The organism is Maritimibacter sp. UBA3975 (genome assembly GCF_002384975.1).
GTDB lineage: Bacteria > Pseudomonadota > Alphaproteobacteria > Rhodobacterales > Rhodobacteraceae > Maritimibacter.
This window is the reverse complement of record NZ_DGCP01000017.1, coordinates 506,858-519,345: the sequence shown is the minus strand read 5'-3', so window position 1 is coordinate 519,345 and position 12,488 is coordinate 506,858. Positions and strand designations below refer to the sequence as shown.

At 65.4% G+C, this 12,488-nt stretch carries 13 protein-coding genes; 8 read left to right on the top strand and 5 right to left on the bottom strand.

Annotated features, from left to right (window positions below):
* Positions 1 to 112: 112 nt before the first annotated feature.
* Positions 113 to 520 (top strand): BrnA antitoxin family protein, encoded by a 408-nt coding sequence (locus tag B2585_RS19135; protein WP_292025533.1) that lies wholly within the window; start codon positions 113 to 115, stop codon positions 518 to 520.
* A 17-nt stretch (positions 521 to 537) separates the two neighbouring features.
* The gene (locus tag B2585_RS19130) at positions 538 to 804 is read left to right on the top strand and encodes a hypothetical protein (protein WP_292025532.1); all 267 of its coding nucleotides are present in this window, start codon (positions 538 to 540) and stop codon (positions 802 to 804) included.
* Between the two features lie 344 nt (positions 805 to 1,148).
* On the opposite strand, the gene B2585_RS19125 is transcribed toward B2585_RS19130, so the two are convergent.
* Both B2585_RS19125 and uvrB read right to left on the bottom strand, forming a co-directional pair.
* A complete protein-coding gene (locus B2585_RS19125; RefSeq protein WP_292025531.1) occupies positions 1,149 to 2,069 on the bottom strand; it encodes a hypothetical protein in 921 nt (306 codons plus the stop codon).
* Positions 2,066 to 4,234, bottom strand: coding sequence for an excinuclease ABC subunit UvrB (gene uvrB, locus B2585_RS19120; protein ID WP_292025530.1), 2,169 nt, complete (start codon positions 4,232 to 4,234; stop codon positions 2,066 to 2,068). Before uvrB ends, B2585_RS19125 begins: the two co-directional genes overlap by 4 nt.
* A 219-nt stretch (positions 4,235 to 4,453) precedes the next feature.
* On the opposite strand from uvrB, the gene B2585_RS19115 reads away from it, so the two are divergent.
* The 4 genes from B2585_RS19115 to B2585_RS19100 all read left to right on the top strand — a co-directional run bounded on the left by B2585_RS19115 (position 4,454) and on the right by B2585_RS19100 (position 7,447).
* A complete protein-coding gene (locus tag B2585_RS19115; protein ID WP_292025529.1) occupies positions 4,454 to 4,966 on the top strand; it encodes a toxin-activating lysine-acyltransferase in 513 nt (170 codons plus the stop codon).
* Positions 4,966 to 5,910, top strand: coding sequence for a Hint domain-containing protein (locus B2585_RS19110; protein ID WP_292025528.1), 945 nt, complete (start codon positions 4,966 to 4,968; stop codon positions 5,908 to 5,910). Before B2585_RS19115 ends, B2585_RS19110 begins: the two co-directional genes overlap by 1 nt.
* Before the next feature lie 456 nt (positions 5,911 to 6,366).
* The gene (locus B2585_RS19105; protein ID WP_292025527.1) at positions 6,367 to 6,678 is read left to right on the top strand and encodes an ETC complex I subunit; all 312 of its coding nucleotides are present in this window, start codon (positions 6,367 to 6,369) and stop codon (positions 6,676 to 6,678) included.
* Positions 6,679 to 6,730: 52 nt separating this feature from the next.
* A complete protein-coding gene (locus B2585_RS19100) occupies positions 6,731 to 7,447 on the top strand; it encodes a phosphatase PAP2 family protein (protein ID WP_292025526.1) in 717 nt (238 codons plus the stop codon).
* A gap of 3 nt (positions 7,448 to 7,450) precedes the next feature.
* Here B2585_RS19100 and B2585_RS19095 read toward each other — a convergent pair whose 3' ends face one another.
* Positions 7,451 to 8,209 (bottom strand): alpha/beta fold hydrolase, encoded by a 759-nt coding sequence (locus B2585_RS19095; RefSeq protein ID WP_292025525.1) that lies wholly within the window; start codon positions 8,207 to 8,209, stop codon positions 7,451 to 7,453.
* Between the two features lie 72 nt (positions 8,210 to 8,281).
* Between B2585_RS19095 and B2585_RS19090 the strand changes: the two genes are divergently transcribed.
* Positions 8,282 to 8,644: a hypothetical protein gene (locus B2585_RS19090; protein WP_292025524.1), complete on the top strand. Its 363-nt coding sequence runs from the start codon at positions 8,282 to 8,284 to the stop codon at positions 8,642 to 8,644.
* 126 nt (positions 8,645 to 8,770) lie between these two features.
* Here the strand turns inward: B2585_RS19090 and glyA are convergent, their stop codons facing one another.
* Positions 8,771 to 10,063 (bottom strand): serine hydroxymethyltransferase, encoded by a 1,293-nt coding sequence (glyA, locus tag B2585_RS19085; protein WP_292025523.1) that lies wholly within the window; start codon positions 10,061 to 10,063, stop codon positions 8,771 to 8,773.
* A 171-nt stretch (positions 10,064 to 10,234) separates the two neighbouring features.
* Between glyA and B2585_RS19080 the strand changes: the two genes are divergently transcribed.
* Complete coding sequence (locus tag B2585_RS19080; RefSeq protein WP_292025522.1) at positions 10,235 to 10,996, top strand: NAD kinase; 762 nt, start codon at positions 10,235 to 10,237, stop codon at positions 10,994 to 10,996.
* Between the two features lie 16 nt (positions 10,997 to 11,012).
* Here B2585_RS19080 and B2585_RS19075 read toward each other — a convergent pair whose 3' ends face one another.
* A complete protein-coding gene (locus B2585_RS19075; RefSeq protein ID WP_292025521.1) occupies positions 11,013 to 12,407 on the bottom strand; it encodes a sigma-54-dependent transcriptional regulator in 1,395 nt (464 codons plus the stop codon).
* Positions 12,408 to 12,488 lie beyond the last annotated feature (81 nt).

The window sequence follows — 12,488 nt, the reverse complement described above, 5'->3', positions numbered from 1 at the left end:
GCCTGTCAAAGAGCGTACACAGCCTGTGCACACGCTGTGCATACGCACGCCACACAAGCACGGCGTTAACCTTTCCGCGCTGAACTGGCCGCCCGACCCGAGGAGCCCCCGCATGACCCGACGCCGCCCGGCCAGCGCCACCCGCAAGATGCAGCTTCGATACCTCGTCGACCGGATGCAGCAGGTGGAATGGGACCTGCACCAGCCCATCGTCGACCGCTGGGCCATTCCCCCGGCGTGGAAGGACCTCGCCGCCCGCACCCCCCGGCGCGAGAAGGTGCGCATCACGATCCGGGTCGAGGAGGACGTGGTGAAGTTCTTCAAGTCGCTCGGCGCGGGGTATCAGGTGAAGATGAACGAGGTGCTGGCGAGCTTCATGCACGCCAAGCTCGCCGGGCTTCTGGTCGATGAGGACGCCATCGGGGAATACGCGCGGGAGGCGGCGCTGAAGGCCCGGCCCGAACTTGGCGACACGGACCGCTTTTATGACAAGGTGCAGGCCGTGGTCGATGAGTACTAGAAGGAGCAAGGGGAGGGGTGAAACCCCGTCTATCGCCGGAGGGGGCCGATCTGAGCGAAGAGGACATCTCGCTCGTCACCGGCTGCGACTGGCGGCAATTGCAGCCGGTCATGGCCGAGGCCGAGGGGCAGACGCCCTATGGCGAACCGGCGGTGTTCTCGGTCAGGGGCGTGGTCGTGGGCCAGAACGCCGAGGCCGAACCCACGAGCATCTTCGGCACGTTCCGGGTGCAGGGCATCGGCCTGGACGTGGCGGTGACGCGGACGATGGTGATGGCGCGGTAGGGGGGGTGCTGAGCCGTGCGCGCGCCTGACCGTCGCGCCGGAGGTGCGCATCAAGAATGTGTGGCGCCTTCACATGGTCCAGCCAAGCGCGGAGCCGTGCGCGCCTGTCCGTGGGGTGGCGCTTTTGTCGGTTGAGCGGGGCGCTTTATGGGGCCGTGTCATTGCCGGGGTCGGCATGGGCGCTGGTGGTTGAGAAGCGCCAGCCCGCCGGGACGGGCAGGCGCTCGCACGGCGGCCTAACGGCCTTGATTCCGTGCGGTTGCTTGCCGCCCAAAGTTCATTGATAGCGTAGGACGCTACTCATTCCAACTATTGATTGCAAGGGTTCTCGTAAAAAACCGATACTACGGCTGTTGATTAGACGAAAAAAAGAAATGGCGATCTCTAGTCTTGTGAAGGTCAAAGTGTGCGATATGAGCGTCTGTCATTTCAACGTTGTCTGAAAAAAGCTGAATGCACGATTCATCCATAACGTATTCGGCAATCACCGCAGAAAAATCCTTATCATAAACACCATTTAATATCTTTAGATTTGTCGAGGGGAAGGATTTCTTGAATTCAATATTATATTTCGGCAGAAAGTATCTGATCATTGCGGCCTCATAGAGGCTGACGCGTTCCGCCATGCTCATGCCGAATAGTTGATCCAATCCTTTAGAGATTCGATCATCGGAAATCTTTTCATCTTGCTCATCGGCAAAGGGATTTAATTGGGTGATTAGTTGGTTGCTGGCGAGTTCGACCATTAGTATTGAGAGTTGGCATCCTTCTGATGGCCCTCTAATTGCAATCTCTTGCAGTTTTTCATGCTTCAAGAGGCGATCTGCCGCGGTCCTACTTCCATCTGTTCCATATGCCTGCCCAATATAAAGAACTTTGAACGGCAAAGGGTGGCCGGTGCATGCAATTAGCTGTTCGGTGCTTGGAGCGGTTTTTCTCCCGTCTTTGTCAATGATGTAATAGTACTGTTCATCCATATGAAGTGCGCTGCCAGTAGGCATTTCGAGCGTGCCAGTTGCTTCAGTACCTCCTATGTCCATTACGACCAGAAGGGTATTTCCCGCCCTTGCAACGGATCGCATGACAACTCGTGGTGTTTCTCCAATAAAATAAATGTGAGATCGCGAAGGAACTCCGTTCAGGTAGTCGTCGTATTCTTCCAATTCATATATGACCTCGGGCGGTAGGACAGCATAGCTGTAAGCATACATTCCGACCGCGTTCTCTACCCCAAATGCAGCACCTAAGAATAAATCATCAATCATCGCCCCCGCCCTTTCCGTCCAGCCCTCTGCCCCGGCCTCCCGGCCGTTGAGCGCCCCTTGGTTGCCTTCTCGCCGGCGGCCTCCACCGCCGCCTGACGCGCCATCGGGTCGTCGGCGACGGCCAGGTCCACCGCTTCCAGCCGTTTGACCTCGTCGCGCAGGCGGGCGGCTTCCTCGAACTCCAGGTTCTCGGCGGCCTTGCGCATGTCTTCCTTCAGACCCTCCAGATGCGCCTGCAGGTTCTGGCCGATGCCGACCTTGTCCACGGTGGCGGTGACGCGGTTCATGTCCACGTCGCCCTTGTAGAGACCGGCCAGCACGTCCTCGACATTCTTGCGCACCGTCGCGGGGGTGATGTTGTGCTCCACGTTGTAGGCGATCTGTTTCTCGCGGCGGCGGTTGGTTTCGTCCAGCGCGCGTTCCATCGAGCCGGTGATGCGGTCGGCATACATGATGACGCGGCCGTCGGCGTTGCGCGCGGCGCGGCCGATGGTCTGGATGAGGGAGGTTTCCGAGCGCAGGAACCCCTCCTTATCCGCGTCGAGAATGGCGACGAGGCCACATTCGGGGATGTCGAGCCCCTCACGCAGCAGGTTGATGCCGATCAGCACGTCGAAGGCGCCGAGACGCAGGTCGCGCAGGATCTCGATCCGTTCGATCGTGTCGATGTCCGAGTGCATGTAGCGCACGCGGATGCCCTGTTCGTGCATGTATTCGGTCAGATCCTCGGCCATGCGTTTGGTCAGCGTGGTGACGAGGGTGCGGTAGCCCGCGTCGGCCACGCGGCGCACTTCGTCGAGGAGATCGTCGACCTGCATCTCGACAGGCCGGATTTCGACCTGCGGGTCGAGGAGGCCGGTGGGGCGGATGACCTGTTCGGTGAAGACGCCCTCGGTGCGCTCCATCTCCCATTTCCCCGGGGTGGCGGAGACGAAGACGGATTGCGGGCGCATGGCGTCCCATTCCTCGAACTTGAGCGGGCGGTTGTCCATGCAGGAGGGCAGGCGGAAGCCGTGTTCGGCCAGCGTGAACTTGCGCCGGTAGTCGCCGCGATACATGCCGCCGATCTGGGGGACGGAAACGTGGGATTCGTCGGCAAAGACGATGGCGTTGTCGGGGATGTATTCGAAGAGCGTCGGGGGCGGCTCGCCGGGATTGCGGCCGGTGAGGTAGCGGGAGTAGTTCTCGATCCCGTTGCAGAAGCCCGAGGCCTCGAGCATTTCGAGGTCGAAGCGGGTGCGTTGTTCGAGGCGCTGGGCTTCGAGCAGCTTCCCCTCCTTCTCGAATTCGGCGAGGCGCAGGGTGAGCTCGCGTTTGATGCCCTCGATGGCTTGGCGGAGCGTGGGCGTGGGCGTGACGTAGTGCGAATTGGCGTAGATGCGGACCTTTTGCAGGCTGTCGGTCTTGGCGCCGGTGAGGGTGTCGAATTCGGTGATCGACTCCAGCTCCTCGCCGAAGAAGGACAGGCGCCAGCCGCGATCCTCGAGGTGGGAGGGCCAGATTTCGAGGGAGTCGCCGCGCACGCGGAAGCTGCCGCGATCGAAGGCGTTGTCGTTGCGGCGGTATTGCTGGGCGACGAGGTCCTTCATCATCATGCGCTGGTCGTATTCCTCGCCCACCGTGATGTCCTGCGTCATGGCGGTGTAGGTCTCGGGCGACCCGATGCCGTAGATGCAGGAGACGGAGGCGATGATGATGACGTCGTCGCGTTCGAGGAGCGACCGGGTGGCGGAGTGGCGCATCCGGTCGATCTGTTCGTTGATCTGGCTTTCCTTCTCGATGAAGGTGTCGGACCGGGGGACGTAGGCCTCGGGCTGGTAGTAGTCGTAGTAGGAGACGAAATACTCGACCGCGTTGTCCGGGAAGAAGCCCTTGAACTCGCCGTAAAGCTGGGCGGCCAGCGTCTTGTTCGGGGCGAGGATGATGGCGGGGCGCTGCGTCTCTTCGATGATCTTGCCCATCGTGTAGGTCTTGCCGGTGCCGGTCGCGCCGAGAAGCACCTGATCGCGTTCGCCGCTGCGCACGCCCTCGGCCAGCTCCGCGATGGCCTTGGGCTGGTCGCCCGCCGGGCTGAACTCGGTGTTCATGCGGAAGCGGATGCCGCCTTCCAGCTTGGGCCGGGCGGTCGGGGCGACGGTGGGCGAGGTAAGGGGGCTGTCGGGCATGGGAGACTCCTTCGGCCCACACAGTTGTTCTCTTTTTGGCCCCGTTCAAGGGGCAAGGCGGCGCCGGGGTGCGTGCTCCTGACAGGAGGTGGCGGGAGGGATGTGCGCAAAGGCCACATATCGAACATTAGAGCCTTGGAAACGGGCCATGACGGAACGGTCCGTTGACAGAATACAGCCTTCGGGCGAGTCTGATGCAAACAAAAGAGGCATCAGAAGATGTCGAGCAGACAGGCAAATACCGCGACGGCGGCCCGACGGGGTCCGCCACCGCCCGGCGATGAACAGATGCTTGCCCTTGGCAAGCTGTCGTTCCTTGCGTCCTATTGCCCGCTTCACCGCACCTATCCCGGTCATGTCATTTCGTCGATCTTCATTCCGGCGGTGAACAATTCCTGCGTCCGTTTCTTCGAGAACGCCGACGGCGCGACGGCGGCGGCGCTGATCTGGGCGCGGCTGGACGAGGCTGTGTCGCGCCGGATGCTGTTCGACGGTGTTGCCCCGACCAATGACGAGTGGGCGGCAGGCGACACGCTGTGGTTCATCGACCTGCTGGCGCCCTTCGGGCATGGGCGCGCCATCGCGCGCGAGATCGCCCGCCACCCGCCTGATGTGCCGTTCTACTTCGCGCGGCTCGACCGGCAGGGGCAGGTGAAGAAGGTGGTCGAGGGCGACCGGAACCGGGGCCAGCGCGGGCTGGTGCGTGCGCATTTTACGGATGAGGTTGCCTGATGGGGTTCCCGCGTCCCTCCACCGGTGCGGTCACCGAGGATACCGGCGTGGTCGGCGGCAACCTCGTCGCGAGCGGTGACATCGACTATTATGTCGGCAACGACAACGGCGACTGGACGCCCGGCACGCTGACGGGCACCTACGGCGACCTCGTGATCGACAGTGACGGGGTCTGGACCTACACCGCCGACAACTCGCAACCGGCGATCCAGGCGCTGGACACGGGCGATACGCTGACCGAGGTGTTCAACGTCACGTCGACAGGTGGCAATTCCACCGTCACCATCACCATCAACGGGCTGGACGAGCCGCCCTGCTTTACGCGTGGCACGATGATCGACACGCCCCACGGCCCGCGCCCGGTCGAGGCGCTCAGGGCGGGGGACGAGGTGCTGACGGTCGACATGGGGGTGCAGCGCATCCTGTGGGCCGGGTCGAAGCGGGTCGATCTGCGCGACGCGGCACCGGATGCGCGCCTGCGCCCCGTGCGTGTCACGGCCGGCTCCATCGCACCGGGGGTTCCCGCGCGCGATCTGCTCGTCTCGCCCATGCACCGCATCCTGATCGACGGGCCGGAGGCCCAGCTATACTTCGGGCAGGACGAGGTTCTGGCAGCCGCGCGTCACCTTGTGAACGGCACCACGATCGTGACCGACGCGGTGGGAGAGGTGGAGTATTTCCACCTGCTGTTCGCCCGTCACCAGATCCTGAGCGCCGAAGGGCTGATCAGCGAGAGCTTCTATCCCGGCGGGGTCGGGCTGTCGGCCTTCGAGGAAGAGGCGCGCGAAGAAATCCTGACGCTGTTTCCCGAGTTGCGCACCCTCACGGGCGGCTATGGCAAGACTGCGCGCGACGTGCTGAAACGGCATGAAGCCGATCTTCTGCGGCGGGTGACGCTGCCGCAGCCGTTGATCCGGCCTCTCATGGACCGGAAAGCCGCCTGAGAGCGCAGGCCGTTCCCGACATCGCTGGTGCCCGGCGTCAGGCTCTGGCGCACGAATCACTCCCCCGATCTGGCGAATACCCGGCGCCGCGTCATTGCGCGATTCTGCCGTCATGAGGCTTCGTCTCTGCCCTGCCTGCGCTGTTGCGCACGGAGGCGGCTTCGCCGTTCCTGCCGCCCTCTCGCGGGTGCGCGAAATGGTTACGATTTCCTTACCACCTTAAGGCGAACTTTAATTTCTTTTTTCCGTTTAGGTAGAATTTTGCGTTGCGGCGCACCGCCCGGACTTGGTAGTCATTGGGTGCAAGCAGCAGACTGGCTGCCGGTCCCGGTGAACACCCACCCCACCCCTCGCTCCCTCGCCGGGGCCGGCAGTCACCCTCCCAAAGCGGGGCTTTTGCCCTTGCGAAAGCCCCGCTTTATCCCCCATAAAACAGGCGATCAGACGGAGGCTTCCATGCGTGCTCGCATTTACAAACCCGCCCGCAACGCGATGACGTCCGGCCAGGCCCGGACCAAGCAGTGGGTGCTCGACTACGTCGCGGACGAAAAGCGCGAGATCGATCCGCTGATGGGCTGGACCAGCTCCTCCGACACCCAAAGCCAGGTGCGCATCCGGTTTTCCTCGAAAGAGGCGGCGCTCGCCTATGCCGAGGAGAAGGGGATCGACGCTGTGGTGATGGAGCCGCACAAGCGCAAGCTCAACATCCGCCCCGGCGGCTATGGTGACAACTTCGCCACCAACCGGCGTCAGGTCTGGACGCACTGAACCTTGCCGCAGTCCGGGCGTTCGGGGCATGGACCCCAGCCCGGATGACCAAATGCCCGACCGTTCCAACGTAATCGCCGCCCTTCTGCGCCGCGTGGAGACCGTGACCCTGCTTGCCGTGCTTTGCGTCGCGGGCGGGGTGTGGGCCTTTGTCGTGCTGTCCGGGCAGATGATCGAGGGCGACCTGCGCGCCTTCGACGAATCCGTGCTGATGGCGCTGCGCAGCGCGGGCGATCCGGCGACCCCGATCGGCGGGCCTCAGGTTGAGGTCGTGATGCGCGACATCACGGCGCTGGGCGGGGTCACGGTGCTGACGCTGGTGACGGTCGCGGCGCTCGTCCACCTCGTCCTGCGCGGCCGGCGCGGCGCCGCGCTGTTCCTTGCCATCGCGGTGCTGGGCGGGCGGGCGCTGTCGCACGTCGCCAAGGCCGGGTTCGACCGCCCGCGCCCCGACCTCGTCCCGCATGGGGTGGAGGTCGCGACCGCGTCCTTCCCCTCGGGCCATTCGATGATGGCGGCGGTCACCTACCTCACGCTCGCGGTGATGCTGGCCCGGCTGGAGGGCCGCCGGTCGATCCGCGCTTTCTATGCCGTGGCGGCGGTGCTTCTGACCCTGTCGGTGGGGGTGAGCCGGGTCTACCTCGGTGTCCACTGGCCGTCCGACGTTCTGGCGGGCTGGACGCTGGGCGCGGCCTGGGCGCTGATCGTCTGGCTCGTGGCCCGCTGGATCGGCAAGCGCAGGGAGGCGGCGCACCGTCCGGCAGACTGATGCTCAGCCGTCGAGGAACGCGCGCGCCGCCGCCTCGAACTCGCGCGGCTTCTCGGCATGGAGCCAATGGCCCGCACCCGGGATCTTGGCCTGCCGCGCCTCGGGGAAGAGGGTCTTGATGATCTCGCGGTGCTCGGGCCGGACGTAATCGCTCTCGGCCCCGGCGAGGAACAGCGTCGGCCCCTCGAAGCTGCCGGTCACATCGGGAAAGCCGGTGACCACGTCCATGTCGCGCCCCAGCACGTCGAGGTTCAGCTTCCATTGCCCCTCGCGCACGTCGAGGGACTGGAGCAGGAAGGACCGCACGCCCTTTTCCGCAACCGCCTCCGCAAGCGCCGCATCCGCGTCCGAGCGTGTCTCGATCCCCGAAAGGTCCAGCGCCTGCATCGCCTCCACCAGCGCCATCTGGCTGTGGCCATAGGCGACGGGGGCGATATCGGCCACGATCAGGCGGTTCACGCAGTCGGGCCGGGTAAGCGCGAGCACCATCGCAGCCTTGCCCCCCATCGAATGCCCGATCACATCCGCCGTGCCGCCGATCTCGCCGATCACCTCGGCAAGGTCGCGGGCCATCTCGGGATAGGACTGGCTGTCCGCGCGCGGGCTGTCGCCGTGGTTGCGCATGTCGACCGTGACGACCCGGCGGCTGTCGGCCAGCCGCTTGGCGATCACGCCCCAGTTGCGGCCCGATCCGAACAGGCCGTGGACGATGAGGACGGGCGGGCGCGTGTCATCCGCGCCGAAGGATTGCATCGCGAGCATGAACCCCCCATAGCGTGCGGGCGTTGAGGCGAAAAGACCCTTCGCCTATTCTGCTGCCGGAAAGAGAGAGACATGGACCTGCACGCCCGCGCCGATCACCTCGCGCAGCTCATGGAAGAACGGCTGGACATCCGCGGCCCCGACCTCGCCACCAAGCTCAGGCGGGCGGGGCGGCGCATTCCGCGCTGGGTGCGGCGCGAACTCGACGCACTGGTCGAGGCGCTGGACCGGGTGGACCACCCAAAGCTCGCGGCCCAGGTGGATTACGGACGGATCGAGACGGGGACGAAACGCGCCGAGGGCTGGCTCGAAGCGGTGGACCCGTGGGACCGGCGCAAGAGCGTGGTGATCCACTGGCTCGCGGGAAATGCGCTCAACATCCTGATCGTGATCGGCATAGCGCTCGCCCTCATGGGCTGGCGCGGGCTGCTCTGACACTTCTCTGGTCCGAAAATACCTCGGGGAGCGCGAGGGGCCGCGCCCCTCGCCGCCGCGACGGCCCGGCGTAGCCGGGGCGGCGCAAATGCTGCGCGGGCGGCCCTGGCCGCCCGCACCGCCTGATTACAGGTCGGGGTAGATCGGGAAGGCGTCGCAGAGGGCGGCGACCTTGGCCTTCACGGCCTCTTCAACGGCCCCGTTGCCCTCTTCACCGTTCGCGGCCAGACCGTCCACCACTTCGACGATCAGGTCGGCGATCTGGCGGAACTCGTCCTCGCCGAAGCCGCGGGTCGTGCCCGCCGGCGTGCCGAGGCGGATGCCCGAGGTGACCATCGGCTTTTCCGGATCGAAGGGGATGCCGTTCTTGTTGCAGGTGATATGGGCGCGGCCGAGGGCCTTTTCGGTCGCGTTGCCCTTCACGCCCTTGGGGCGCAGGTCGACGAGCATGACATGCGTGTCGGTGCCGCCGGTCACGATGTCCAGACCGCCCTTCATCAGCTGGTCGGCCAGTGCCACGGCATTGGCGCGCACGGCCTTCTGGTAGGTCTTGAACGACGGGTCGAGCGCCTCGCCGAACGCCACGGCCTTGGCCGCGATGACGTGCATCAAGGGGCCGCCCTGGATGCCGGGGAAGATCGCCGAATTGATCTTCTTGGCGATCTCGGGGTCATTGGTCAGGATCATGCCGCCGCGCGGGCCGCGCAGGGTCTTGTGCGTCGTGGTGGTCGCGACATCGGCATGGGGGAAGGGCGAGGGGTGTTCGCCCGCCGCCACGAGGCCCGCGAAATGGGCCATGTCGACGAGGAGGTAAGCGCCGACCATGTCGGCGATTTCACGGAAGCGCGCGAAGTCGATCTGGCGCGGGATGGCCGAGCCACCTGCGATGATGAGCTTGGGCTGGTGTTCCTTGGCCAGCGCCTCGACCTCGTCATAGTCGATCAGGTTGTCCTGCTTGCGCACGCCGTACTGGATCGCGTTGAACCACTTGCCCGACTGGTTCGGCGGCGCGCCGTGAGTCAGGTGGCCGCCGGAGGCGAGGTTCATGCCGAGGATCGTGTCGCCCGGCTTGATGAGCGCGGTGAAGGCGCCCTGGTTGGCCTGCGAGCCGGAGTTGGGCTGCACGTTGGCGAACTGGCAGCCGAACAGCTCGGTCGCGCGTTCGATGGCCAGCGTCTCGGCCACGTCGACATACTGACAGCCGCCGTAGTAGCGCTTGCCGGGGTAGCCCTCGGCGTACTTGTTGGTCATCACCGACCCCTGCGCTTCCATCACGGCGGCGGAGACGATGTTCTCGGAGGCGATGAGTTCGATCTCGTCGCGCTGGCGGCCCAGTTCGCCGGTGATCGAGGCCCAGAGCTCGGGATCGCGGGAGGAAAGCGGCTCGGAAAAGAAGCCGGGTGAGCGAATGTCCTTCATGGCGCGTCTCCTTGGGACTGGCATATGCCGCTCACATACGGCCTTTTCGGCTGTGCTGAAAGGCCGGGGGCGACACGCAGGGTCAAATTCGCGGCAATTCTGGCGCTTGGGAGAAACTTGTGTTTCTTTCGGAACCAAGTGAGCGTGACAGGAAACCAGCGGGGCGTGGAGATGGCACCAAAACTGGCCTTCATGGCCTCCGACGGCCCCAATGCGCAGACCGCCCTGGCGGAGCTGTGCGAGCGGTATGGCAATGTCCCTCCCGCCGAGGCCGACGTGATCGTGGCGCTGGGGGGTGACGGCTTCATGCTCCAGACCTTGCACGGGACGCAGGAGCTCGACGTGCCGGTCTATGGCATGAACCGGGGGACGGTCGGTTTTCTGATGAACGAGTTTTCCGTGGAGCGGCTGGAAGAGCGGCTGGGCGACGCGGAGCTGGAGGTCATCAACCCGCTGAAGATGCGCGCGACCACGCGGGACGGGGGCATCGTCGAGAAGCTCGCGATCAACGAGGTGTCGATGCTGCGGGCCGGGCCGCAGGCCGCCAAGATCGCGATCTCGGTTGACGGGCGGCGGCGGCTGGCAGAGCTGGTCTGCGACGGTGCGCTGATCGCGACGCCTGCGGGCTCCACCGCCTACAACTATTCGGCGCATGGTCCGATCCTGCCCATCGGCGCGGATGTGCTGGCGCTGACCGCCATCGCGGCCTTCCGCCCCCGGCGCTGGCGCGGGGCGCTGTTGCCCAAGGCAGCGAGCGTCCGGTTCGACGTGCTGGAGCCCGACAAGCGCCCGGTCATGGCGGATGCGGACAGCCGGACGGCGGGGGTCGTGACCTCGGTCGAGGTGACGAGCGCGTCGGACATCCGGCACAAGGTTCTGTTCGATCCCGGTCACGGGCTCGAGGAACGGCTGATCCGGGAGCAGTTCGTCTGACGCGGCCGGGGCCGGGTCAGTCCAGCCGGGTCCAGCCTTCGCGCTTGCGGTAGATCGTCGACGGCGACACGTCGAGCACCTTCGCCGCGCGGGGGATGGAGCCGCCTTCGGAGGCGATGGTCGCCTCGATCACGGCGCGTTCGATTTCGGCCAGCGGTCGCCCGATGAGCGGGGCGAGGTCGCCGCGCGCGGCGGTGCCGTGGCTGTTGGGCGGGCGCAGGCTGGACAGCGTTTCCTCTTCCAGCACGTCTGTCGGCAGGTCGCGGGTCGAGATGACCTCGCCACAGGTCAGGAGCACGCCGCGCAGGGTGTTGACCAGTTCGGTGAGGTTGCCGGGCCAGCGATAGGTGCTGAGGACCGACAGGGCCGGGCCGCGCAGGTCCGGGGCCTCGCGCCCGAGCGCCTTTGCGATGTCGCGCGTTTTCGTCAGGAGTATGTTGCCCACGTCGCCGCCGCGCATCCGGAGCGGGGGCAGGGCGAAGGCGAGCACGTTCAGGGCGTAGTAGAAATCCTCGCGCAGCCGGCCCTCGGCCAGCGCCTGGGCCGGTGTGCGCGACATGGTGGCGATCATGCGCGCGGTCGCCGCGGCCCCGTCGGGCGTCGCGTGCTGTGCCACGAGCGGCAGGAGCCGGGCCTGAAGGCGGGTGTCGAGCTCGTCCACCCGGTCGATGAGGAGCGTGCCGCGCCCCGCCCGCGCGACGGCGCCCGAAGGATTGGCCGGTGACAGTTCCGTCTCCAGCGTTTCGGGGTCGAGCGCGGCGCAGTCGAGCGTGACGAATGGCGCGCCCGCACGCGACGAGGCGTCGTGGATCGCGCGGGCGAAGGTCGAGCGGCCGGTCCCGATCTCGCCGTGGATGAGCACCGGGTCTGAGACGCTGGCCGCAGCGTCGATCTTTCGAAACAGCCGGCGCATCTCGGGAGTGGTGCCGATCATCCCGTGAACCGGCTCGGGCAGGCGCGATGCGGGGCCGCTGTCAGGCGCATCCCCGTCATTCGCGGCTTTCACCTCGGCGCGGTGAGACGCCGTTGCGGGCTGACGGGCGGTGCCGGTGCCCGTGACCGACCGCAGGGTCCGGGTCAGGCGGGCGTTGGAGAAGGGGTGGAACAGGCAATCATCCGCGCCGACGCGCATCGCCTCGGCGGCGTCGTTGATCTGATCGCTCTCGGCGATCACGATGACCGAGATCTGTTTCTCGGCTTTGCACATGGTCAGGTAGGGGATGAGGGATTCGCCCTCGATCTTCAGCGGAATCACCAAAAGGTCTGGATTCCGTGACTTGCACAGTTCGGTCGCCTCATAGAGCGTGTGCGCACGCAGAAGCGTGCAGCCTGCCATGGCGAAAGCTTCTTCGGCAAAGAAATCGGCGGCTTCCGCCGTGCTGACGACAATCGCGAGTGGTTGATCGTCCACTGCAACGCGTTCTGACGCGTGGTCGAACTCGCCTTGTCTTCCCTTATCCACAATGCCACCCCGATCTGCGCACGTCCTTAT